The organism is Pontibacter diazotrophicus (assembly GCF_003367245.1).
Taxonomy (GTDB): Bacteria; Bacteroidota; Bacteroidia; order Cytophagales; family Hymenobacteraceae; genus Pontibacter; species Pontibacter diazotrophicus.
Genome location: NZ_QRGR01000037.1, coordinates 23,427 through 45,096, shown reverse-complemented (window position 1 = coordinate 45,096; position 21,670 = coordinate 23,427). Strand labels below are relative to the sequence as shown.

Annotated in this window: 27 protein-coding genes; 6 read left to right on the top strand and 21 right to left on the bottom strand. The window is 46.7% G+C overall.

Features of this window, described 5'->3' with window-relative positions:
* The 20 genes from DXT99_RS23575 to DXT99_RS23480 all read right to left on the bottom strand — a co-directional run bounded on the left by DXT99_RS23575 (nt 1) and on the right by DXT99_RS23480 (nt 15,845).
* Complete coding sequence (locus tag DXT99_RS23575) at nt 1–1,167, bottom strand: conjugative transposon protein TraM (protein ID WP_115568058.1); 1,167 nt, start codon at nt 1,165–1,167, stop codon at nt 1–3.
* Nucleotides 1,160–1,480, bottom strand: coding sequence for a hypothetical protein (locus DXT99_RS23570; RefSeq protein ID WP_115568057.1), 321 nt, complete (start codon nt 1,478–1,480; stop codon nt 1,160–1,162). The genes DXT99_RS23575 and DXT99_RS23570 overlap by 8 nt, the downstream gene beginning before the upstream one ends.
* Nucleotides 1,458–2,066 carry a conjugative transposon protein TraK gene (gene traK, locus DXT99_RS23565; protein WP_115568056.1) on the bottom strand — a complete coding sequence of 203 codons (609 nt, stop codon included), beginning with the start codon at nt 2,064–2,066 and terminating at the stop codon, nt 1,458–1,460. Before traK ends, DXT99_RS23570 begins: the two co-directional genes overlap by 23 nt.
* Before the next feature lie 62 nt (nt 2,067–2,128).
* Entirely contained in the window at nt 2,129–3,124 is a 996-nt protein-coding gene (locus DXT99_RS23560) for a plasmid transfer protein (RefSeq protein WP_115568055.1), read from the bottom strand.
* On the bottom strand, nt 3,125–3,748 hold the full coding sequence (locus tag DXT99_RS23555; RefSeq protein ID WP_115568054.1) for a hypothetical protein: 624 nt from the start codon (nt 3,746–3,748) through the stop codon (nt 3,125–3,127).
* 4 nt (nt 3,749–3,752) lie between these two features.
* Nucleotides 3,753–4,424: a plasmid transfer protein gene (locus tag DXT99_RS23550; RefSeq protein WP_115568053.1), complete on the bottom strand. Its 672-nt coding sequence runs from the start codon at nt 4,422–4,424 to the stop codon at nt 3,753–3,755.
* Nucleotides 4,399–6,843 (bottom strand): TraG family conjugative transposon ATPase, encoded by a 2,445-nt coding sequence (locus DXT99_RS23545; RefSeq protein WP_115568052.1) that lies wholly within the window; start codon nt 6,841–6,843, stop codon nt 4,399–4,401. The genes DXT99_RS23550 and DXT99_RS23545 overlap by 26 nt, the downstream gene beginning before the upstream one ends.
* A 30-nt stretch (nt 6,844–6,873) precedes the next feature.
* Entirely contained in the window at nt 6,874–7,170 is a 297-nt protein-coding gene (locus tag DXT99_RS23540; RefSeq protein WP_115568051.1) for a DUF4133 domain-containing protein, read from the bottom strand.
* 3 nt (nt 7,171–7,173) lie between these two features.
* The gene (locus DXT99_RS23535; RefSeq protein ID WP_246000983.1) at nt 7,174–7,530 is read right to left on the bottom strand and encodes a DUF4134 family protein; all 357 of its coding nucleotides are present in this window, start codon (nt 7,528–7,530) and stop codon (nt 7,174–7,176) included.
* 21 nt (nt 7,531–7,551) lie between these two features.
* Entirely contained in the window at nt 7,552–7,869 is a 318-nt protein-coding gene (locus tag DXT99_RS23530; protein ID WP_115568050.1) for a hypothetical protein, read from the bottom strand.
* Nucleotides 7,870–7,939: 70 nt separating this feature from the next.
* The gene (locus DXT99_RS23525) at nt 7,940–8,368 is read right to left on the bottom strand and encodes a hypothetical protein (RefSeq protein ID WP_115568049.1); all 429 of its coding nucleotides are present in this window, start codon (nt 8,366–8,368) and stop codon (nt 7,940–7,942) included.
* 135 nt (nt 8,369–8,503) lie between these two features.
* Nucleotides 8,504–9,130 (bottom strand): ParA family protein, encoded by a 627-nt coding sequence (locus DXT99_RS23520; protein ID WP_115568048.1) that lies wholly within the window; start codon nt 9,128–9,130, stop codon nt 8,504–8,506.
* 10 nt (nt 9,131–9,140) lie between these two features.
* On the bottom strand, nt 9,141–10,532 hold the full coding sequence (locus DXT99_RS23515; protein WP_115568047.1) for a relaxase/mobilization nuclease domain-containing protein: 1,392 nt from the start codon (nt 10,530–10,532) through the stop codon (nt 9,141–9,143).
* 71 nt (nt 10,533–10,603) lie between these two features.
* Nucleotides 10,604–11,035, bottom strand: a complete 432-nt coding sequence (locus DXT99_RS23510) for a plasmid mobilization protein (RefSeq protein WP_115568046.1) — start codon at nt 11,033–11,035, stop codon at nt 10,604–10,606.
* 675 nt (nt 11,036–11,710) lie between these two features.
* Nucleotides 11,711–12,508, bottom strand: coding sequence for a class D beta-lactamase (locus DXT99_RS23505; protein ID WP_115568045.1), 798 nt, complete (start codon nt 12,506–12,508; stop codon nt 11,711–11,713).
* A gap of 149 nt (nt 12,509–12,657) precedes the next feature.
* Entirely contained in the window at nt 12,658–13,308 is a 651-nt protein-coding gene (locus tag DXT99_RS23500; protein ID WP_115568044.1) for an alpha/beta hydrolase, read from the bottom strand.
* A gap of 90 nt (nt 13,309–13,398) precedes the next feature.
* Nucleotides 13,399–14,010, bottom strand: coding sequence for a DUF4304 domain-containing protein (locus tag DXT99_RS23495; RefSeq protein WP_115568043.1), 612 nt, complete (start codon nt 14,008–14,010; stop codon nt 13,399–13,401).
* A 109-nt stretch (nt 14,011–14,119) separates the two neighbouring features.
* Nucleotides 14,120–14,545: a hypothetical protein gene (locus tag DXT99_RS23490; RefSeq protein WP_147294292.1), complete on the bottom strand. Its 426-nt coding sequence runs from the start codon at nt 14,543–14,545 to the stop codon at nt 14,120–14,122.
* A 76-nt stretch (nt 14,546–14,621) separates the two neighbouring features.
* Nucleotides 14,622–15,305 (bottom strand): energy transducer TonB, encoded by a 684-nt coding sequence (locus DXT99_RS23485; RefSeq protein WP_181885236.1) that lies wholly within the window; start codon nt 15,303–15,305, stop codon nt 14,622–14,624.
* An 87-nt stretch (nt 15,306–15,392) separates the two neighbouring features.
* Complete coding sequence (locus tag DXT99_RS23480) at nt 15,393–15,845, bottom strand: hypothetical protein (protein WP_115568040.1); 453 nt, start codon at nt 15,843–15,845, stop codon at nt 15,393–15,395.
* 1,374 nt (nt 15,846–17,219) lie between these two features.
* Here DXT99_RS23480 and DXT99_RS23475 point away from each other — a divergent pair.
* The 6 genes from DXT99_RS23475 to DXT99_RS23450 all read left to right on the top strand — a co-directional run bounded on the left by DXT99_RS23475 (nt 17,220) and on the right by DXT99_RS23450 (nt 20,655).
* A complete protein-coding gene (locus tag DXT99_RS23475; RefSeq protein WP_115568039.1) occupies nt 17,220–18,140 on the top strand; it encodes a replication initiation protein in 921 nt (306 codons plus the stop codon).
* Between the two features lie 299 nt (nt 18,141–18,439).
* Nucleotides 18,440–18,724 carry a type II toxin-antitoxin system RelE/ParE family toxin gene (locus tag DXT99_RS23470; RefSeq protein WP_115568038.1) on the top strand — a complete coding sequence of 95 codons (285 nt, stop codon included), beginning with the start codon at nt 18,440–18,442 and terminating at the stop codon, nt 18,722–18,724.
* Nucleotides 18,725–18,792: 68 nt separating this feature from the next.
* Nucleotides 18,793–19,083, top strand: a complete 291-nt coding sequence (locus tag DXT99_RS23465) for a HigA family addiction module antitoxin (RefSeq protein WP_115568037.1) — start codon at nt 18,793–18,795, stop codon at nt 19,081–19,083.
* A gap of 174 nt (nt 19,084–19,257) precedes the next feature.
* Entirely contained in the window at nt 19,258–20,019 is a 762-nt protein-coding gene (locus tag DXT99_RS23460; protein ID WP_115568036.1) for a ParA family protein, read from the top strand.
* Nucleotides 20,019–20,348: a hypothetical protein gene (locus tag DXT99_RS23455; protein ID WP_115568035.1), complete on the top strand. Its 330-nt coding sequence runs from the start codon at nt 20,019–20,021 to the stop codon at nt 20,346–20,348. The genes DXT99_RS23460 and DXT99_RS23455 overlap by 1 nt, the downstream gene beginning before the upstream one ends.
* A gap of 10 nt (nt 20,349–20,358) precedes the next feature.
* Nucleotides 20,359–20,655, top strand: coding sequence for a hypothetical protein (locus DXT99_RS23450; protein WP_115568034.1), 297 nt, complete (start codon nt 20,359–20,361; stop codon nt 20,653–20,655).
* A 375-nt stretch (nt 20,656–21,030) separates the two neighbouring features.
* Here the strand turns inward: DXT99_RS23450 and DXT99_RS23445 are convergent, their stop codons facing one another.
* Nucleotides 21,031–21,504, bottom strand: a complete 474-nt coding sequence (locus DXT99_RS23445) for a hypothetical protein (RefSeq protein ID WP_115568033.1) — start codon at nt 21,502–21,504, stop codon at nt 21,031–21,033.
* Nucleotides 21,505–21,670: the final 166 nt, after the last annotated feature.

Sequence of the window (21,670 nt, the reverse complement as noted above, 5' to 3'; positions counted from 1 at the left end):
TTATCTTTTTTTGGCTTTGTTATCAATCAGGTAGACAATCGTGTTGTATTTGAGCTTTGCTTTGTTGCGTTTAATGGCGCTGCCTGCTGCCCGTGTCGCAGTCTGAGCCATGCGGTCTGCCATGGAGTAGAGCATTTCAGCTGAAGAAGAGGCATCAGAGCCAAAGTTCACAGACTGCCCCTGCGTGGCACGGCTGGCCAGCTCTTTGGTGAACTCCCGGAACTGCGAGTCCGGCACATACAGTCCCTTCAATCCGTCGTTATCATACACGCTCAGGCTGACAGGCAGCACCTCCTCCCCCTGCAGGATAGAAGTAATGGTGATATCTACTCTTTGCGCGCTGAAGCCTGAGACAAGGCCGTAGAGGTAGCTGCCTTTTTCTATTTCCATGTCGGCGACATAAATGTCGTCGAGTAGCCTAACGCGAATTCTGCCCCCTTCCCCGACCTTCAGTCCCTCATCCAGAATAGCTTTGATGAACTGCTCAGCAGGAGCACCTGAAACCGTGTTGAAGTAGGCACTGTTAGCATTTGCCGTCTTGCTTACAGCCAGTGCCTCCGGTTCCGGCTCTGCGGGTAAGGCCGCGTTTAAAACGCGGGCTGGCTTCTGGGGTGCTACCGCCCCCTCTCCTGCCCTGGACAGACTATCCACGTAAGCCATCTGCTCACGGAACAGACGCATTTCCTTTTCATAATCAGACTCTGCCTTTCGGGGCGCTCTCCTTGCCGGAGCAGCGGCCGAAGCGTAGCGTGCGCTCTCCTGCCGTTGGTTCACCCGCTCCATGAATGGGGCAGGCTGCTGGCCAGCCAGTATCTGGTTATTGAGGCTGTCAAGCAGAGCCTGCTCCTTCGCTGAGTACACACTACCATACACCTGGTTCGCATTCTGTTCCCCCTCCAGCTCACGTATAGCAGAATAGTCTATTCTGTTTTTGTGCTCTTCCCTAGAGGCTGAAAATTTATCTTTTGTCTCGCGGGTTTTCAAATTAGCGTCCGGAAGCGCTGTGTTGAAAGTTGTTGCTTCCACCGGCGCCGCCTCGATAAGCTCTGAGGAGGTTTCATTACCAGATCCGAAGGTGTCGAGGTAGAGGTAATTAAATATAAAAAGTACCGGCAGTACGATGAGGGGCAAAATATAGCGGCCGTTTTTGAAATCTATCTTATTCATGGATGATATTGTTTAGCTGTTGGTCTATACCCTTTAGAAAAGCGCTGTCGCGGGCCGTGAGGCTATCGGGATTGATAGCTTGCACTTCTCCATAGAGACGCATCATCTCCATTACATTTGCAGTCACAGGCCGCGCCTGGTACTCTTTGTTGAAGCCGGAGTAGAGAAGCTTAGTTGTAGCATCAAAGCCTCCCTGCTCCTCTCTGGGCCTGGCTACAAGCCAGACGATACCGGTGACCATTAAGCAGAACATGCCTATCACCACCGCCTTCTGGTGAGCATTAGCCCAGTTAAAAATTCTTCTTCTCCACATACTTCAGGTCTTTGTTAAGCACTGTTTTCCAGTTTTTGATGATGAGCCCATGGGGATTATTATCAGTTCTGGAAACATCCTGTAGATCCCCCTCTGTAATCAGTGCTCTTGTGGCGATAGAGGTGGGCCTCTCGATGCGCTGTTTGGCGTAATAGGTAAAGTGTCCGTTCTCATCCACGGTGATACTGTCGGTCTGGATAGTGAGCAGCGCGGAGCTGGCCAGGATAGAATTGTAGTAGCCTTTCTCCCTGAGGTTGTTGTATTGTGCCAGGCCTGTATCATCCACCAGGTACATGGCTTTGTTCAGATTGTTCTTGATGTACTCATCATCGGGAGGGAGCGTAAAGAAAAGCAGGTGGAACATATTCACGTGCGACTCATATTCTACCTCCCTATTGGTGCCGTGCTCCGTCTGACGCACCAGCACCGGCACGTTGTGGTCGAGCACGTAGATGTTTTTGCGTTGCTCGTTTACTAGGCTATAGGCAAAGACAAAGGTTAAGCCGACGATGATAAGGCTGGTGACAAAGCTGCCCACGCTGATAGCCAGCGCGAGCTTTATTTTCTTTTCGATGTTTTGAATCATGGTGCTTACAGAGTATGCCTTTAGTTATGATTGCGAGATTTATCCTGAATCTCGTTATAAGATTATCTTGAGAGATTGCGCATGGCCTTGCCGGCTCCCCCGGCGATAGAGCCAATGGCCTGACCTACTCCTGAAGTGTTAATTATCCAGGTGGAGATTACCGGAATAGTGAGCATGGTAAGGCCCGAGATGATGAGGCTGACGATATAAAAGCTGATGCTCCCTGAGGAAAACGAAACGTAGGCTATGAACATCTCCTCATTGTCCATTACAGCCTTAAGAATCTCAATCTCCTTCATCAGCCCATACTTCACCAGTACAAAGGAGATTGATAAAACGATGTAGGCGATGGTGGAGTACAGCCCCACCGAGATGTAGCGGCCTATCCAGGTGAGGTATGAATCGCGGAAGCCGGGCATAATGCTGAGCGCAAAGGCGAAGGGGCCCAGTATCACCAGAATACCGGCAAAGATGATTTGCAGGAAGAAGACAATGTAGATGCACACCTGATACAGAAGTATCACAATGTACTCCACTACCCGCATCATCGTAAAGTGCATTTTGGCCATGAGCATGACGTAATAGCCTTTCATTTTATCGAAAATCGGATCAAGGTCAATACCCATTTTCTCCATCCAGTCCTTATCCTGCGTCTGGGACTGCACCTGCTCAAAGTCTGCACTTGAATCTGAAAGCCTGATGGCCACACTGTCGATAAGCGCCACCCTTTGAAAGTGCAGGTCCTCTACCTGGTCTATCTGGCCAGCATACATAATTTTAGCGCTGTCTCTGACAACTGTGAGCGGGAAATTCAGCACCTCTATAAAGCCACCCCAGAAGATGATGACCATCGAGAGGGCAAAGGGCCTGAACAGGGCCATATAGCGCAACTGCTCATCTCCCACCATCATCTTGTAAGCCTCCACAGCAAAGTAAAGTAGCATGCCAATGGCCGCCACGGCCTGAGCGTCTGCCAAAAAACTACCTGCCAGGTCCTGCATGTTGAGGAACAGTGCATCAAATAAGGTAAATATGGATTGGTCGATGAGCTCGCGCATCTATTTTGCTAAGTTATTGGTGGTATGATACAGGGAAATAATCCGGCGGTAGTAGCCTCTAAGTGTAACCAGGTCTGCCAGCTGTCCGCGGAAGGATTCAGCTTTCAATGCGTCATCCTCGTAGGCATCTTTCGTGAGCTTGATATCTGTATTTATCCGTTCATTCTCTGCCCGGAGCTTGAGCAGAATATCTATATCCACTCCTGCGGCAATGGCTTCCGCTTGTAGTGCCTCCAGCTCCGTGTTCAAGGTCTCTATTTTCCTGCCGTAAAGCAGGTGAAAACTCTTGTTCAGGCTACGGTCAGCGCCTTTGAACATTTCCTGCTCCCAAATGGTATTAACCTCTTCCTCTTCCTGCTCCACTGCCTCCACGGTGCCCCGAACCGCGGCCATGGCAGGAAGGAGCTGAAGCATGTTGCGTCTGTCTTCTCCCTTGCGGTATTTGTTGTGGAATAAAACATAGTACCATTTTGGATCGAAGTTATTCCACCGTGTCGCGACTTCACGCTCCATCTGTTGGCGCACATGCTTCCCGTTAACAATGCTGACAGGAGCCTGCGCCTGGCTCTCCTGCACAGTGATAGACAGCGAAAGCACACCTAAAAAGAAAATATGACGATTCATTGCCTTACTTTTTGATTGTCTTGTATTCTTCCATCAGAGATTGAATAATAGCCTGGCTGTTGTCAGGATACTTAAGCCCTAGCGGGTTCATTGTCCTTATGAGGCCCGCGTGCTTGGCCACCCGCATTTTCTGTGTGATGGAATAGGAAAGCCCCCGCATGACGCGAAGCTCATCCACCACGTGGCGTATAAGGTTGAGGCGGTCTGCATTGCTCATCAGGTTTACATCGGTACCAATCACGGCCACCTGGTAGATATAGGCAAACAGGTCCGCTGAGCGGTTCACAAGCGCCAGCTCTGTCTTGGCAGCGATAAGGAGTAACTCCGGATCCCCCTGGGCAATATCCATCATCTGCGCCTGGTACTTGCCAATGTCCTGCGCAATGCTGGAGGCGTAGACGATATTCTTGCTCTGGCCAACAATTGACTGGACCGACTTAAGGGAGTTGTACATTTTCTCCTCCAGCTCCTTTATCTGCGCCATCTTCACGGTGATGGCCTGCTGTGCAGCAAAAATTTTACCCTCGCTGTCTTTAATATCCTTCAAAGCTTCCTGCTGTGCGGTGTGGTTCACAACGAGCGTAGACACCACGGCGGGGTCAAAGACAAGCTGCTGCGCCTGCGAGGCGGTCCAGCCGAAGGTTAACGCGCTAATCAAGTACAGGTATTTTCTCATGGCTCTTTGTGTTAATTAGATTAATGAATTCAATTGTCTTCATTCCCGACTCTCGGAGGTCCCTCACAAACACCTCCAGTGCCTGCCGGTAGGTGGGGTAGCGGTCCACGTACACCTGCAGGGCCTCTTTTTCCCTGCGCTCCGTGGTGAAGGTGAAGTACTCATAGAGCGACACCTCCACGCCGTACACCTCGCCGGTGCTACCACGTTTGATATAGACTTCTTTGAATCGGCCCCGCCCTTCTTTGTTGTCGAGGTTGTTGATGGTGAAGATTTTCTTTTGCTCCACCTCATTGAGTGAGAGCAGGCTGGCTATCGCAGCGAAGTTATCTTTGAACTTGGTCTGGTCTAAAAGGCAGATTGTGTCTGAATTGCCTATAATGGTATCCTTAACAACCGGATTGCCTATAATATCATCCAGCTCCTGTGTCACAACAATTGCCTCTCCCCAGAACTTGCGTACTGTCTTGAACACGTATTGTATATATTCAGCCATCAGCGGTGATGCAATAGCTTTCCATGCCTCTTCAATTATGAGTACCTTTCTGTTCTTTTTCAGGCGCATTTTCTGAAGAAACACGTCCATGATAATAATAGTCGTGATAGGGAAGAGTATCTTATGCTCCTTGATGGCGTCAATTTCAAAGACGATAAACTTCTCATCAAAGAGCGCAGCGTCCATCTCATTGTTTAGGATGGTGCCATACTCGCCCCCGCGGTAGAATTTTTTAAGGATGAAGCGGTAGCTGGTGATATCGAATGGGATGGCTTCGGCTTTGGTAATGGCGCCTATCTTTTCAATGGAGAAATCATAGAAACTATGAAAGCTTAGGTAGCTGCTGTCTTTTCCCTTCTCGTAATAATCTTCATAGTAGGCCGAGACAACTGATGAGAGGACACTGTCCTCTATCTGGTTGACAGTACCATCAGCCCCTTTCCAGAGCAGCGATACAAGCGACTTTAAAAACTCCCGCTTCTCTTCGTTGAATTCTTCTCTCGCTATGCGGAATGGGTTCATCGTGATTGGCTTCTCTTCTGAGTAAGTAATGTACTTGCCGCCATAGTAAGCGCACAGGCCACTGTAGGAGTGCCCAGTGTCCACTAAAATCACATCCGTGTCCTGCAGGGCATATTGGCGGATGAGGTGATTCATAAAGAAAGACTTGCCAGCGCCCGAGGGTCCCAGCACAAACTTGTTGCGGTTGTTCATGCGGTTGGTGTCGATAGGCATATCGCTTGTGTCAATGGCCACCGGTATACCCTGCCGGTCTGAGAAGAAGATTTGAAAGCCTGACTTCTCGTCCTTCAACAAACCTTCCTTAAACAGCAGGCACAGTGCCGCATCAGAGGTAGTTTGAAACTTATCATATGCCTTCAGTTCCGAGGCATTGCCGGGCAGTGCGCAGCGGAAAAGCTCCATCTGGTTATGGGCGTTATGTGAGGGGATGATGCCTATTGAGAACAGTGCGCTCTCAATGTAATTCACGGCCCTGTCAATGTGTTGCTCCCTGGCAGAAACCAGTATGTTGTAGTGTCCCTGTACGAGCAGCTGATTGTCCTTTGCGATGTCAGCCATCACGCGGTCAATATCCTCCACGGCCAGATCATTGGCAGGGTCCGGCATGGAAGTGTGGCGTTTGCGTTTGGCTGTAAGCCTACCCAGTTCGCCCCTTTGGTCTGGTATCTGAATCACCTGATGGTAAACCACGCAGTCCGTGCCGGGGACTCGATTCAGGAAGTGCAGCAAGTCTACCGGAAGTGGAAAACCAAGCTTTACATCTGTATAAGGGGCGATAGCGGCAGGGAAGTTTATTTCGTCAACGTCCACCAGGGAGATACTTTTAATGGTCTTGCTACCCACCCGGATCCCCTCCTCTGATGCGCTGAAGTTGTTGAGGCCATACACTTCATCTGAGAAGTTGAAAGCCAGCATGCGGCTTATAAGCGACTTGATTTCCTTTTCTATGAGCACATGAGGAAGGAAGCCCTTCGACTCCAGCAGGTCCACTACTTTGGTGACGTTGCGCTGAAAGGCTTTGAAGTCCTTCTCGTCATAAGTAAAGAAAGCCGATCGCTTTACGTCCCGTGTTATAACCAGATAGGTGGTAATGTCACGGTACTCCCTCCCCTCAAATGCTTCGTTGTATTTTTGGCTGAGGAAATCGGATGAGCTTCTGCTCTTAAACTTCTTTAGCGCAAAAATATCCAGTTTCTGCAGGGTATAACCAGAGCCCAGTATTTTCACTATGTTGGAGAAGATGCTGTGAAACGCTGCATAGGCCTCTTCGTCTGCAGCATACTGAAGCACAGTGTTTGTAATGCGGACGATAACGGAATGATCGCCTGCCTCATGATAGAGGATATCATGCACATGGCGGTTAATGCCAATGTAGGGCAGGTTGAATTTCTTGTTCTTCATAAGCTAGGGTAGATAATATAGGCAACAGGGCTACTGACGGCGGCTAAGCCGGGAGGGTATGATGTAAACCCCGACTGATTTGGTCTTTGCATGCAGGCCTTTCTTCTGCCGGAAGTTGGTGTAAAGCAGGCCACTCATTGACACGGCGATAAGTGTTATGAATCCGGCCATGAAATTAAAGACAACAGACACTAGTAAAGCTGAAGCAAAACCGCCCATCGCACTGCCCATCGCCCAGTATATAAAGCGTCCTTTGAAGTTTTTGAATACAAGGGGCTTCTGTAACCCCTTGTAAACATTGTATCCTTTGTGCCTCCCGCTGCTCATGGGTTACACGCCGAAGAAGGCTTTTACCACGGCACCCACCAGCATCAGGAATATACAGGAACCTGCCCACGCCATAAGCTTTTTCCCCACGTCCTGAGAGCCGTTTTGCCACGCGATAAACACCGACACCCCCCCAACAAGTGCAACAACTCCTCCCAAGGCAATAATTAAATTTGTAACCGGAGTGACATACTTCTTAATCTCACTAGTCCCTGCGTTAATGCCTTCCTCTCCCTGGGCGAAAGCAGCCTGAGCGAAAGCAAGCATGGTTACTGCAGTGAATAGCACGGTGGCCCTAACTCTTTTAGATGCCATGGCGCGGTGCATGGCAGAGCGAATGATTAAAACTCCCTTTTTCATAAAGATGTGATTGAATTGGTTTTAAAATATTGAACTTGAATATGATTTAGCGTCCTTCAGGAATTCATCTAGGGGGATTCCCTGCCCCTCCACTCTTAAAGCAGGCTCCGTTGCCAGCTTCCTTTCTGCCAGGAAGGCTACTGCCGGCGCTTCTTCCGGTTCTCCCCCAACCTCCACGGGTTGCTCCTCTTCGCCCATCAACTCATTCAGGTTATAGTGCACACCTGAATCGGCTGCCGCCTTCTGTTTTCGTGAGAAGAATAAATCGTAGAGGAGATTGAGCGCGTAGTAGACGGCGTACGCTCCGACCACAACTCCTAAAAATGTACTCCATGCCATAACTCAATATTTAAAAATGAACATGCTGCTTTCTACTCATTGAATAAATTCTTAAAAAGAATATTTATTCCTAATCTAAAAGCTTGTTGCTTCTTTTCTCAACCAACTCCTGAATAAGCTCCTTGTGCTTGCTGAAGAATTCTTGTAGCAGGTAACTCACCAGCACATTGGATTTTATCTTTGCCTTTTTCTTGAGCAAATCAAGCACTTCGGCGCTCTCCTCGTCCACATAGACCGCCTTCCTTTCAATTTCCATATCCTTCCGAGCAGCCTCTAACACCTTGAACAACTGCATAAATCCTCCCTCAGAAAGAATCATATCAATGTCCTGCGCCTGCTGGGCAGCAGATAGTTCCTTCTTGTCTGGGGTAGCAGCAGGGGTGGGCTGCTCTCTCTCGGGCACGACCTTCAGGGTAACTGCAGGGGCAGCTCCTACAGGTGAATTTTCAGCACCTATTTTAGCTTTTATGCTATCTAATAGTGAATTATTTTTACTCATTGACATACGCAATGTATACGTTATATGATTAAATTTAAAAATATATTCCTTAAAAGATTAAAAACATTTTAAGCATAAAAAGAAAAACCCCTCAGAAACTAATCCTGAGGGGTTTAAATATTAACTATATAGTAATTACCTAATATAATTGTCGTATATAAAGTCGAATGATTCCTGCACCACTCCCCTGGCTTCTGAACTGATAGACACCGTGTCGATGCGCTGCAGGGCCACACGCTCTGCTATCTCCGGAGCTATCTCACCGAAGGCGGCCATTGCTTCCCTCACTTTTTCTTTTGTCTCGTACTTGATGGCTTTGTTAAGCCTGGTAGGAAGAAAGACAATCTTGTTTTCTGCATTCAGGTGCCTGGCCACCCTTGCAAATACATGGGAGGATTCGAACACGCTGCGCTCGTAGGCGATGGGGCAGATGATAAGGTCTGCGTCTTTTATCACGGCCAGGATAGAATCATCATCCAGCCGGCCCGGCATATCAATGATAACCTGGGTACCTTGTTTCAGCGCTTCGATATCGGCGGCATACTTAGGGTAGTCCTCCAGGTCAAGCTTGAGCACCTCATACAGCGGATCGTTGGAGTACAGCTCCCGGTCGCGCTCCCACTTGGAGTAGACGGTTTCCTGTGAGTCCAGGTCAAAGATGACTACCTCTTCATTTTTATCCAGTGCCAGATAATTAGCCAGCAGCACACAGGTGGTTGATTTTCCGACTCCGCCTTTCTGGTTTGCTATTACAATTTTCATATCCTGTTAATTAGCGTTTTAACCTCCGTTTATTTTTCCTTTCCTGCTCAGTTGTTCGGCTGCCTTCCTGAAGGCCCTCGGCCATGAGCTGGAGTAATTCCGTGATAGAGCCGGAAGAGTGCTCCAGCTGGCGGCTGGTCAGCTCGCTCAGCCCCCTGTCCAGATCCAGTACATCCACTAAGCCGAAATCAAGGCGGCGGCTGGTCAGCTCGCTCACCGGGTGGATGGCTTTCTCCCTTTTGTCTAACAGGTAATGCTGCCCTTCCAGCCTGGCAATGCTCCACCCGGTGCTTTGCAGAATATCGGGCAACGTTTTGCCATTGGCCAGCATGCTGTTTAATCTGTCAGAGGCATACTCCCGCGCCTCCTCGTCTTTGGGCCTGTTTGCCTTCAGGCTACCGGCATCAAGGTGGAACACCCGCTGCAGGATCCGCGCTTCCGCCTCACTGGTGATAGCCCACCAGCTGGCCTGCTCCGTACGCTGGGTGTGGCGCTGCTCAGCCGATACCTGGCCGGCAGTACTCAGCAGCTCGCTTAGCTTCATAACCTGCGAACCCTTAAGCACCTGCTTTTTGGCATGGTCGATTATGGAGTAGCCGTATGGGGTATCCCTGCCTTTGGCCTGGTGAAACACCAGCTCCACCCCGAACTTAGTTTGCAGCAAAGCCCTCAGCTCCTTTTCATCAAGCCCCGGCTTGTACTTGGTGATGAGCGCCCGCAACTGCCGGATGCGCTCCTCAGGTTGGGTGTAGGCTTCCAGCTTAGCAGACAGAACGGCCTTGTCCATTTCGCTTACCCGGCTTCCGTACTTGATGAAGTCATACACGTTATCCCGCTCCCCCACCTTCACGCCTCCAGACTCCAGCAGCAGCTTGAACTGTGCAGAGGTGGAGAAATTATAGCCCAAAGCTTTGCGCACGTGCGCCTTCACCTCCTCGCCTATATCCTGCAGCAGGATTTCCTTTATCGCTTTCTGGCTCCTGGTACGCTCAAAGGAATCGTCAATCTTTTTGCCCTCCTCATTCACGCGCGAGGAGACGATGTGAACATGGTTATTGTCCGTGTCTGAGTGGAAGTAGATCAGGTACGGGTTACTGCCGTAGCCCATCTTCTTGAGGTACTCAACAGCAATATGCTGCAACTCCTCGGCGCTTTTCTCCCTGCCCTCACAGGAGATGACAGCATGGAACTGCGGTTGCTTCACTGTCTGCCTGTTGTCATCAGACCGGGACCAGGAAAGCAGGTAGCCTTTATAGTCCATGTCTGCGATGCCGGAGGCGCCAGTGTGGAGCATGCCGAAATTCTCAGAAGCCAGCAGCTGGGCCGTACCTTTGGCTATCTTGTTTTCATTGTAATGGACCCCTGAAAAGGTGGCGGAAGAGGAAAGTATCTTGACTATCATAGCTCGGTAAATGTATGGGATAATCACAAAAGCGAATCCGCATTACGGAATACGGAAAACGCATTACAGATTTAGCGGACCGTGCGCAGGTAGGTGCGGATAGCCTTCACATATTCCTCCTCCACCTGCAGGAACTCCTGAAAGTGCTGGTTGTACTCGGCTATCACTTTTCCCTCCACCATGTTATTTTTCTCAAGGTAGTGCACGTAGCGGGCAATTTGGTTGATGTTGGTGCCTACCCTCTTGAGCGCCGCGCCTGTTTTATCAATGGCCCGGAACAGCTGCTTCGGGTTATGGATGGGGGTATGGGCAGGGGCAAACAGTTTATTGCGGGCATAGACGCTCACATCGTTATAGCCTGCCTCGCTGGCCAGCTCTGCCAGGTCTTTGCGCTCCTGCTCAGTGAGGCGGATCCTTAGCATGAAGTCCCTCCTCTCCCCTGCCGACAGCTTCGGTCTACCGCCTTTCGACTTCCATTCTGACAGCTGCTCTTCGTTTTCCATTTTGCACAAATTTAAGATTATGAGTCGCGAATAATCTGTACCCCGCTTCCACTACGTGGAAAGTGGGGCAAGAGGTTTCTGTTGCTACAGAAACACATCTTGCAAAGAAATCACCGGAGAGGTAAATCGCACCGCATACGCTCCCGAACTCTGGCCGCTGACGGGATAGCCGTAGCCGCTGTGAGGACTTTGGAATTTGGACATAATATGGGCCGTGTTTCCAGGTGGTGCGCTTAAAAGGGCTGAAAATGCGCCATCTGATTCCGGTAGCTTTTGAAGCCTGTTGCAGCTGGTTCGGGAGGTAGGTAGTTCGTTTGCGCTGCAGCCTGTCAAATCCTGACACAGATAGTCAAAGATTGATAGCCCGACACCTGGTGTATACTTTACATATAGCAGGTTTGCAGCTGGTGTCGGAATGACCGAGGGCAGGTCCCCAGACTTTCTAGATTTTGGCAAGACCCAGACTTTGAATCCTCGGTCACGAAGAGCCGGTGCTTATGGATGCCCGGCTTGTAAACCAGTTGTGCTTTGATAATAGACCAAGCTACATTACGGAAAATGCAATGCGTAATCCGCATTGCGCATAAGAGTTGGTATATTCACCAGGACCGACTGTAGAGCAACGTCTCGGCTATGAATAGTTTATGCACTATAGGTCTTGTTGTACGCTCGTTCTTAGTGGAGCACGTTTAGTTGCCTTAATACTGATTTTGTTATCTCTTTTCTACAGGGGCCAAAATTAGGATTAGGCGAGTTTCGATCCTTTATAAGTCTGGTAGCGAAGAAGTACACGTTGTCTTCTTTTTCAATATAGCCTACCCACCAGCCAGTATCTTTCCCACCGTCTCTTGTCCACCCGGTTTTTGCTCTTAGGGTATAGCTATCGTTTTGCTCTTCTTTCATGATTTCCTTCAGGATTTTGAAACTTCTTTTGGAGAAGGGCAGGGTTTCCTCATAAACACCAATCAAGACCTCGATTTGGTTAGCGGGTGATATGGCAAAATTTCCAAAGTTCCAGAAGTCTGAATCATTGATAGACACATCCGCATTGCCATAGTTTGACTTTGTTAGAATATCCTTATACCTGGTCTTTCCAATCTTTTTCGCTAATTCAACATATACCCAACCCGCTGACAATTTGAAAGCCTCCTTTAGACTCATATTGTGGTAAATATTAGGGCGGTAGCCGTATTTAACTGTATCAGTCTCCCCCGGCCAACTAATAATTTCATTCTCATCAGCAATGACACCCGTCTCTAGAGCAATCAAAGTGTTGATTATTTTAAAGGTGGACGCTGGCAGTGTAGCCACATGGCTGTCATTGACATTACTGCATGTCCACTTCTTCGCTTGGTAGTCATATATGGTGATGCTTCCCTTGATATGACAATCTTGGAAAGGTGTATTTAGATCAATCTGCCCATATACCCGTGAGGCAATGAAAAATAAAAGAAATGGTATTGCTAACCTCATTTTTAAATTGTGTGGATAACGGTTTGTAAACTGGGTGTTGGGCATTTGATAGCACCTCAATTTCCTGTTGCCGTTTAATTTTTTAAATGATTGTGATGCCTGAATATCTAGTATATGCCCAATAACCTGTTTGCAGTGTTACCTCTCGTTTATTGTTTGGTTGCCCACTCAATTGTCGGCAACACCCATTCATCTATTGGCTGAAATATAAATCCGTGTCCTAGTCCAGTAGTTAATTCCACCTCATTGTACTTTCTGACTCCAGAAGAGCTTGTTTTGATCGATAAACAGCTTCTACCAATATTATCGGACTTCTCATAAATTGACAAGATGTCTCCATGAAGATCGATGGTAAGGTTCTCTAAAACCCAATTATTACAATTCGCCAACAATACAAAATTAAGTTTAGGATTAGCGAGCTTTGTTGAAATTAACATTGCGATAACAGATCCTTTGGAGGCTCCGACGACTGTTATGTTTTCAGGATTTACGCCAGAATAAATCAAATCATTAATCTGATTGGCAACCTTGGTGGAGTATGATTCAACATCAGTGCCTTTGGGTCTAGGTTCGCTAATTACTTTTATATTATTTTTTTCAAGCCGATTAAGAATTTTCTCGTATTCATATTTTCCAAATCTTTCGCTGGAAGCATGGATCCCCTGATCTTCAACTATTTTCCCATGTAGATAGAAGAGGTAATATTGTGTGTTATCAATTCCAGATGGGATTTGAGAATTGCTTTGAGTACAAGCAAAGAAGCCTGCAAAGAGTAAAAAAACGCAGAATATCTTTTTCATCTTAAATGAGAGGTAACGTCTGGGCTAAACGACGGGCGAGGCCGTCGGCCGTAGCATGATTTTTCAACAGTGTTAGCTGAGGTTTTTTCTTTACCCAAGCCCGTACTTTTGACCGTATTCTCTAACTGTCTCTAAAAAATGGGGATTCTTTATTTCACTCAGAGTTGCTGTGTATTCTGCCTTAGCTCTGTCGAATTGCTTTGTTTCCCCATATACTATCAACTTAACCAATGGAGCAGCAATGAGTTTTTCAGAATCGAGAAAGTCCAGAAGAGCTTCTTTAGTATTTAGCTTCCTGAAATATGGAAGAATAAAGTTTTCAAGGTTCGCATGCATTTCCGAAATCAGCTGACTTTCTTCTGTATTCTCGTCAATGTCGTACCAAGTATCATTTTGGCTTCTTAATTCTCCAATCCTTTTTCTAATCAAACACTCAGGTTCAGTCGGGAAAATTGGAATTTGTTTGTCTTGGTTGTAGAACAAGCCTTTCCAATACTCTGGCAAGAATATTCCTGTGTTAATGGTGAAGTTGATATGGTCCTTCGAGTAATAAGAGCTTTTTTGGATATTTATTATCTGTCCTAAATTTTCCAGTTGTAAATAGAAGTTGTTGCCCTTCTTGTTGAACCCAAGTGGTTTTAAAACTTCATGAAACCCTACTTTAACTATTTTGTCATATTTAACTTCTGTAGGTGTCTTCATTCTTTACTTGATTTTTTATTCTTAAAATCACAGCGTGTTGGTGTAGACCATGTGCGAGGCTATCAGCCGAAGCATAGGGTATAAACTGTGTTGTGCTAAGCTTTTCTTCTTAAGCATCCGCCTGTATGTACACCCTTGATGCTTTTTTGGTCTTAATATTCATTTCGACTGTAATTCTTGGTCCGAAACGACTTTCCCCAGTAGGGCGGAAATCAATTTGATAAATTCCTGGCTCTACAGAAGAATTACTGTAGCCCACTATTTCATATTCCTTTATTTCTGTCTGATTGAACGGGAAGCTATATGGGTCTGCTGGGAAATTCTTTTCTCTTTCTTTCTTGGGCTTCTTAATGTTCCTAACTGAACGATGGATAGCTTCAATTGCCGCTTGTGTTACATCTTTATCCCATGGATACTTTTGCTCTTGCTGGCTTTGATAAATGGCTGAATATGCAGAAGGATTCTTTTCATTGCCCACAGATGAGCAAGAAGTAACAGAGAGAATCATTATTGAAATGTAAGTCAGCATTTTCATCAATTTAAGTTAAGCATAACGGATTCAGCTTTGCGGTGGCGTAGCTACCGTAAAGGTTTGGTTGGCAGCAGGGCTTCTATTTTTTCTTTCTTTTGTCTTCGCCAAACCTGATAGGCAAAGTGTATCGCACTGGCACTTTCTTGCCTGACTGCATACCTGGGTAGAATTCCAGAAGTTCAGTCACCCTCAGCGCTTCCTTGTCTGCCTCATCTGAAAGACTTTTTATTGTCATAGGTTCGGTTACTCTCCCAGTTGTGTCAATGACAAAAGAAGTGACCACCACTCCCTTAAAGCTTTCATCAGAAGGGTACTGCAAGTTCTTCTGGATGAAATCCAGCATACCCTTTTCACCTCCATGCTTATAGACGGGCATTGCCTCCATAAACACCCCATAAGCCTGCTCTGACTGCGCTTTATCGTGGTTATGGTTGCTGTTAGTGCAACTGACTGTCTGGGCTTGTAAACCTCGGCTGAAGGCACTAAACCCGAGTGCCAGCAGAACGCTGGCAAACACTCGTTTAAGGTGGAACGGCTTTTTACTCGGAATCTGGAGTAGCTGTGATTTATGAAAGCGCCCACATACCTGCCCCTCTTGTTCCAGCACTGCATGCAGTTCCTCCATGCCTTTGTTTGTGAAGTCTACTACTGTTTTGTCACAGTCTGAACAGTGCCTGCCGCTGCTGCAAGGCATCATCTTATTCCAATCCCTGTCACAGAAAAAAGAAAGCTTAATGTTTTCTATAGGTGTTCTCTCATTCATAATCGAATTTACCTTACTGCCAACGGTACTCGTACATGAGGTGAGCGAGGCTTTCTCAGCCGAAGCTTTGCTCATGTGCAGTGTTAGCTACTTTAGTTCTTTTAGTTTTTCGCACTCAATTCTCTTCATAGAAATATTATGCAAAAGCTTTTTTAAGTTTTCTCTCCCCTCATTGATGTACGCATCACTAATGATTCTCCCATCCTTTAACTGCAGGTCGAACTCACTAAACTCCTCATGACTGTGGTGTAATTTTACAAGTTTAACAGTAGTATCAAAGGCGATGCTACTGACCATCCTTGTTAACATCTGGCTTTCTGATGAATCAAGAAAACCTTTTACATTTTTCACGCTATCGCTACAATAGTACTCAATAGTATAAGTTTTACCTTCGCCAATGCTCATTTCGTAATAGCCGCTTTCCATATAATTAACAAGCTCATATGAGACAGCTTGAGATTCATCTAATGATAGACGTGACTCATGTGTAGCAAAATCACAGGAAGAGGCTAAAAGGAATATTAGAAGGTATTTTTTCATCCTATTCTATTGGAGCTAACTAGCGGATATACGACAACATACGCTTATATGCACTATGTGCGAAGGTGGTCTGTTGCATTCCTGCGGTGAAATTTGACCTTTTAAGGGCTATTATACTTGTTTCCGTCACCATATCTTGCTTATTCAATATAAGAACTTTTGCGAGAATACCCGCTTTCCATACTTTATTTTAGGCAAGACTGACCCAAAATTTAAAAAAGGGTAGTATGATTTTGGCTTTAGGCTCCTTTTGGACAATAAAAGAGGTGCTTACTTCTTGTTTAGAAAGCGAAACTAGCCGATAAAAGGTAGCTGTAACGATAAAAGCACAGCTATTCAGTGCAATTCTTCCAAACCAGCTATCCGCGTTTAAACGCTTATAAGCGGCTATACACGGCTACAGCTCGAAAACAGCTCATTTGATACTCTTTGTACTTACCATTACTTTGGTTATAGTAAAAACTGCCTTTCCACTCACCTGGAGGGATACTAGGCTTATCGACAAATTTTGATTCGTTTACAAACCACGTATTGCCTAATCCTCCTTGCACAGTGCGTAAGTCGCGTTCCTGAATGCACAATGCGTAACACTCCTGTTTCTTTTAAAAGGCGTTTAGGGAAACGGTTGGACCTGGCTACACATTTTCGGGTAAAACACCCGCCTTGACCAACAACCTGTATTACATTATGCGTAATCCGCATTGCGTTTTCCGTATTCCGCAATCCGCATTACTTATAAAAAGTCGTTTTTAGGTATGTGCCTTTTTACTCCTGTCACTGAGGTCAGAGGTTCCTGCTCTGTTTCGAGGTCTAGCGGAAAACCGATTTTAAGCCCCTCTGAGCGCGCCAACTTTCAGGTAAGGTAAACCCCTATTTTTTCCTTAGGCGTCCAATAGCGTTAAACTGTGGCTTTTCTATGGCCAAAATTCATAGGAGATCCCACCGAATCCCCTCCAGCCGCTGAAACTTTGGTCTCTCCTATGAACTAAAAATTTAGTTCACGCACCCTGGTGCTCTTTTTCCCCTTTTGTCTTTTTTTGCTTTTTTGCCTCCATGTGATCATATCTCACCTACCGGTTTATTGAGTTCCCTAAAGACTATGGCGCGAGAGCGCCCAACACAATTTTGTGTATTTGTAAGTATTTGTTCTATTTGCAGGGCGTGTAAGTATCAGATATACAGTAGTATACAACGACATACAACGACCTTTTATAAGCGGAAAACGGCTTTTTATAAGTGAGAAACGACTTTTTATAAGCGGAAAGACGACCTTTTATAAGTCTATCGACGACCTTTTATAAGCGAAAAACGGCCTTTCATTTTAATAGTCGTTTTATTTGTTTCTCTTTCCTATATTCGCATAAAACCTCTGCGATGCCTAGTCCTAAAGAAATCGAAATACGTCAGCATAACGCCATCACCACTGCGCGTTATGACTATTCAGCCTGCCAGTTGGATATTCTCTTTTACCTGCTCTCCAAGCTCAAGAAGGAAGATGCCCCGGACCAGACGTACCGCTTCTATAACAGGGACATTGAGGCCATGACCGGGCGCCAGTGGAATTACCAGCAGCTCAGGGAGGCTACAGAAGACATGGGCTCGCGCATGTTCTCTGTGGAGGATAACAAAGAGTACCGGCAGATGTGGATGTTTCAGGAGGTAAAGTACATGAAGGGAAAGGGGTGCTTTGATATTATACTCTCCAAGTCCATACAGCCCTACCTGTTTGAGCTGAAGAACAACTTCACCTCCTACCAGCTGCACTCTGCCCTGAAGCTCACCAGCAAGTACGCCAAGCGCATCTACCAGCTGGCCAGCCAGTGGAAGGACATCGGCGAGACGTGTGTCTATCCTCTGGACGAGCTCAAGACAATGTTCGGCCTCAAGGATCCGAGCGGCAAGAAGGCAGAGCAGTTCGAGCGGATAAGCGATTTAAAAAAGAAGGTGCTGGATGTGGCGGTGCGCCAGATAAACGAGCACACCGACCTTACTGTAAGCTACCACCTGGTAAAGGAGGGCCGGTCCTTTCAGGCTGTCCGCTTCTACATCACCACCCAAAAGCCGCAGCAGCTCCCCATACAGTTTGACAGGCCGGTTGAGGAGACGCGCCAGCACAACGCCCGACAGGTGCTCGAGGGATACGGCATCCAGGACCCTAAGCTTACTCAGCAGATACTATCAGACGAGAAACTGACCGACAACCTCTTCAAGTTCAACTACGAAATGAAGACCGGCAGGAAGAAAGCAGACAAGAACCCAGGCGGCCTGCTGCTGAAAGTGCTGGGCCTGCGGTAGCTGCGCAAAGAAATAAAGACAAAAGGGGAAAGAAAAGCAAGAGCTTCTATCCCGTCTACTCCCACTAGATGTGCTAACCATGATTTCTGTACTAGCAATGCTTGCTGCTCTTTATTTATTAACCCTGCATTCATTTGTAACAATACTTTATTATCTAACATTTCTAACATAGTTAGAGCATATAACCCATATAGATAATCAGCGGCCTTGCCAGGCTGTGCAGGCACTATAGGGCAGCACCCTGATTTTTATATGGCATCTTTGTTGTTACTTGAAACGTTACAAGTTATACTTGCAGCATGATTGTGAGTTTTAAACACAAGGGCCTGGAGCGGTTCTTCCTGAAAGGGGATGCTTCCAAGCTCAACCCGATGCACCTTGACAAGATCCGGAAGATACTTATCCGCCTGCATACAGCGCAGAACGTGCAGGACGTGAATGTCCCGGGCTGGGACCTGCACCCGCTGAAAGGCAACTTGAAAGACCATTGGTCAGTGAAGGTCAACGGCAACTACCGGGTTACCTTCATCTTTGTGGGGGAACGGGTAGAGGTGCTGGATGTAAACTACCTGGATTACCATTGATCATAACCGTTCTCTAAAAGTGGGGAGCAACTTGAAACCATATTTCTTAGCTACATAAATTTTCAGCTATGTTAATGTTTAACCCGCCGCATCCTGGCGAAATCTTAAGAGAGTACACTGACGCGACAGGGCTGTCCATCACGCAGATTGCAGAGAAGCTGCACATGAGCCGGAAGGTTCTTTCACAAATTCTCAACTGCCACGCCGGCATCAGCGCAGAGATGGCATGGAAGCTATCGGTGGCCTTCGGCACTACGCCCGATGTCTGGATCAACCACCAGAAGCAGTACGACCTGTGGCAGGCAAGCCAGCGGGTAGACCTGTCTAAAATCGAGCACCTGCTAAACCCCGCAGCCTGATGTGCTCTTACAACTTTAAAATTAGAAGTTCTTCTTAAGCTAGATATTCTAGCATTTAAATTGTTTCTAACATTGTTAGATTTAATAGAGAATATAACATATATATAAGCTATAGAAATGATTACATGTATAGTAATTATAACTGTACTAACCTTATAAGTAGAGATAGAGAGAATGCCAATTCTAACAGTTCTAAATAACAAAGGCGGTGTAGCCAAGACGACAACGGCCATCAACATAGCTTCAGGGCTTGCGGCAGAGGGCAACCGGGTGCTGCTCATCGACCTGGACTCGCAGGCTAACCTGACCATATCAACAATAGGGCAGGAGAACGATGCGCATGTGGGCCACTGGCTGAGCGGTGAAAAGCCGCTGTCAGAGGTGGTGCAGCCATATGTACCGAACCTGAGTATTATACCCTCATCTAAAGCGCTGGACATATACTCGAAGTTTATAGGCTCGGAGGAGGATTATCAGTTTAAGCTCAAGGACCGGATAGACTCTGACAGGCTAACAGAGCAGTACGACTACATCTTAATAGACAACGCACCTTCCCTTACCACGCTGGCTTATTGCTCGCTGGTGGCAGCAACACATGTACTCATCCCCTCAGCTCCTGAATACTTCTCCTTCGCCGGTATCGACAATATCATGCAGTCAGTGGCCAATGTGAAGAAGCGCTATAACCGGCAGCTGCAAGTGCTGGGCATCTTCTTTACCAAGTACCACACCTCTTACCGCAAGAAGGTAGCAAACGATGTGGTGGAGGCCGCAAGAGAAACGTTCGGGGACCTGGTGCTCTCATCCACCATCCGGATAAACGCCTCGCTTGAAGAGGCGCAGATGATGCGCCAGCCGGTGTACAATTATGCACCTGACTCCAATGGTGCGACAGATTACGCCAACCTTCTAGAAGAAATAAAGACAAGACTATAATGGCCAAGCAAGCAAAACCAGATTTCAAGTCCATAAGCCGTGGCATGACAAGCTTCGACCGCCAGATGTATGAAGACAAGCCAGAGCAGGCGAAAGCGCCGGAGCCTGCCCCTGAGGAGGCCGGAGAAGAGGAATTGATGCCTTTTGCCACGAGGCTCCCTGCCTCGCTTGTGATGCGGATCCGGCAGCATTCGTACTGGGACCGGGAGGGGATTATGGAAACCGTTACCAATGCCGTGGTAGAGTACCTGGACAAACAGGAGGGGAGTGACAAGCCACTGCCTCCGGAGGTGCTGAAGAAAGCTTCCAGGGGCCGCAAGAAGAAATAGATACTCCGGAATGAAACCGTTTGACCAGCTTACGCCACGGCAGCAGTTCTGGCGCCAGAATATTGTCCGGTTCATTATCTACGGCAGCTTTGCAGTTGTGCTGCTCTGGAGCATGTCTGCAGTAATCGAGCGACAGGAGAGGGCCAATGCATCAGCACAAAATGTAGAAGATACCTTGATAGACTTCTACAGAACGCACAGAGAGCAAACTGATACTGCAGGCATGGCCAACTACATGAAACAGCATCTTTCCTCGAAAGAGTATCAGTTGTGGCTAAAGATGGGAGATTACAGTTATTATCGTTAGAAATGTTATTTATGTTAGAATAGTTAGACAGTAAAGAACTACGTCCGCTGACCAAGCGCATGAGCAAAGCTCCGGCTGAAGCCTCACCCATGGTCTGTACAATACTGTTACCTAACATAAAGCGGCTTATGAGTTATATCAGAGAAGGGTCCTCATCACGGAAAGCTTTGCCTTCTTCTATAACGACAGTTATCTTAATGAAAGACTCTATGTTGAGCAAATTTCTGAATACTGTCAAAAGTAAAGAAAAGGACCGTTTATCTTACCGAGAGGAAGGGGATAAACAGTCGTCGATAGTTTTGCCAACGGTTGGTACATAAAGCGAGCGAGGCGCAGCCAAGCTTGGCTTATGTGCGGGGTTAGTGGATGTTATTCTTAGATACCCCAGCTTTCGTACTTGATAAACTTAAACTGCTTTTTCTGCTCGTCAAAAGAATAGACTGCTCGACCACCACCAGAATTTAACAGCCGTATTTCTCCTTCCACTTTTTTAGCACCTAAAGGCAAGATTGATACATCAAACTGACCGTTATGAAATCTTAGAGGGAAAAGGTAATGGTAAATAATTCCTTCTTTTCTATTGAGAATTTCGCTAAGCCCACCTTCGCTTTCTTTGACTACTTTGATAACCGTATTACCAACTTTTGTCATTAGATTATCAGTAACTACTTCGGGTTGATTGCTCAAGTAAAGTGTATCATACTTTACAGTACTCTTTTCAAGATGCTTGATATATTGAATTAATGCATTATTGTAGATGTTGCTGTGCCCTTTTACTTCTGTTGAATTAATGCTCTGCCCCACTGTGAGGAATGGTATCAGAAGTAACAAGGTCAGAAGCTTTACCATTTTTTCTTTTTATAAATTAATATACCCACTAACTATGGTATAAACGGAACTCTATACGGCTTATATGTAGAAATCGACAGATAAGCCGAACTGGACTAACGAATATACTATATAGGTATAGCATTGTAAATAAATCGCTTGTTTCCTTTCCATTTTAAGACGATGC

Excerpts from the sequence above, each read along its gene's own strand:
- DXT99_RS23490 (WP_147294292.1), bottom strand. The coding sequence starts at position 14,545 with ATGAAAATGCTGACTTACATTTCAATAATGATTCTCTCTGTTACTTCT.
- DXT99_RS23500 (WP_115568044.1), bottom strand. The coding sequence starts at position 13,308 with ATGAAAAAGATATTCTGCGTTTTTTTACTCTTTGCAGGCTTCTTTGCT.
- DXT99_RS23560 (WP_115568055.1), bottom strand. The coding sequence starts at position 3,124 with ATGCGCGAGCTCATCGACCAATCCATATTTACCTTATTTGATGCACTG.
- DXT99_RS23535 (WP_246000983.1), bottom strand. The coding sequence starts at position 7,530 with ATGAAAAAGGGAGTTTTAATCATTCGCTCTGCCATGCACCGCGCCATG.
- DXT99_RS23540 (WP_115568051.1), bottom strand. The coding sequence starts at position 7,170 with ATGAGCAGCGGGAGGCACAAAGGATACAATGTTTACAAGGGGTTACAG.
- DXT99_RS23455 (WP_115568035.1), top strand. The coding sequence starts at position 20,019 with ATGGCCAAGCAAGCAAAACCAGATTTCAAGTCCATAAGCCGTGGCATG.
- DXT99_RS23475 (WP_115568039.1), top strand. The coding sequence starts at position 17,220 with ATGCCTAGTCCTAAAGAAATCGAAATACGTCAGCATAACGCCATCACC.
- DXT99_RS23555 (WP_115568054.1), bottom strand. The coding sequence starts at position 3,748 with ATGAATCGTCATATTTTCTTTTTAGGTGTGCTTTCGCTGTCTATCACT.
- DXT99_RS23515 (WP_115568047.1), bottom strand. The coding sequence starts at position 10,532 with ATGATAGTCAAGATACTTTCCTCTTCCGCCACCTTTTCAGGGGTCCAT.
- DXT99_RS23460 (WP_115568036.1), top strand. The coding sequence starts at position 19,258 with ATGCCAATTCTAACAGTTCTAAATAACAAAGGCGGTGTAGCCAAGACG.
- DXT99_RS23445 (WP_115568033.1), bottom strand. The coding sequence starts at position 21,504 with ATGGTAAAGCTTCTGACCTTGTTACTTCTGATACCATTCCTCACAGTG.
- DXT99_RS23575 (WP_115568058.1), bottom strand. The coding sequence starts at position 1,167 with ATGAATAAGATAGATTTCAAAAACGGCCGCTATATTTTGCCCCTCATC.
- DXT99_RS23545 (WP_115568052.1), bottom strand. The coding sequence starts at position 6,843 with ATGAAGAACAAGAAATTCAACCTGCCCTACATTGGCATTAACCGCCAT.
- DXT99_RS23470 (WP_115568038.1), top strand. The coding sequence starts at position 18,440 with ATGATTGTGAGTTTTAAACACAAGGGCCTGGAGCGGTTCTTCCTGAAA.
- DXT99_RS23520 (WP_115568048.1), bottom strand. The coding sequence starts at position 9,130 with ATGAAAATTGTAATAGCAAACCAGAAAGGCGGAGTCGGAAAATCAACC.
- DXT99_RS23550 (WP_115568053.1), bottom strand. The coding sequence starts at position 4,424 with ATGAGAAAATACCTGTACTTGATTAGCGCGTTAACCTTCGGCTGGACC.
- DXT99_RS23485 (WP_181885236.1), bottom strand. The coding sequence starts at position 15,305 with ATGAATGAGAGAACACCTATAGAAAACATTAAGCTTTCTTTTTTCTGT.
- DXT99_RS23480 (WP_115568040.1), bottom strand. The coding sequence starts at position 15,845 with ATGAAAAAATACCTTCTAATATTCCTTTTAGCCTCTTCCTGTGATTTT.
- DXT99_RS23495 (WP_115568043.1), bottom strand. The coding sequence starts at position 14,010 with ATGAAGACACCTACAGAAGTTAAATATGACAAAATAGTTAAAGTAGGG.
- DXT99_RS23465 (WP_115568037.1), top strand. The coding sequence starts at position 18,793 with ATGTTAATGTTTAACCCGCCGCATCCTGGCGAAATCTTAAGAGAGTAC.
- DXT99_RS23530 (WP_115568050.1), bottom strand. The coding sequence starts at position 7,869 with ATGGCATGGAGTACATTTTTAGGAGTTGTGGTCGGAGCGTACGCCGTC.
- DXT99_RS23525 (WP_115568049.1), bottom strand. The coding sequence starts at position 8,368 with ATGAGTAAAAATAATTCACTATTAGATAGCATAAAAGCTAAAATAGGT.
- DXT99_RS23510 (WP_115568046.1), bottom strand. The coding sequence starts at position 11,035 with ATGGAAAACGAAGAGCAGCTGTCAGAATGGAAGTCGAAAGGCGGTAGA.
- traK (WP_115568056.1), bottom strand. The coding sequence starts at position 2,066 with ATGATTCAAAACATCGAAAAGAAAATAAAGCTCGCGCTGGCTATCAGC.
- DXT99_RS23505 (WP_115568045.1), bottom strand. The coding sequence starts at position 12,508 with ATGAGGTTAGCAATACCATTTCTTTTATTTTTCATTGCCTCACGGGTA.
- DXT99_RS23570 (WP_115568057.1), bottom strand. The coding sequence starts at position 1,480 with ATGTGGAGAAGAAGAATTTTTAACTGGGCTAATGCTCACCAGAAGGCG.
- DXT99_RS23450 (WP_115568034.1), top strand. The coding sequence starts at position 20,359 with ATGAAACCGTTTGACCAGCTTACGCCACGGCAGCAGTTCTGGCGCCAG.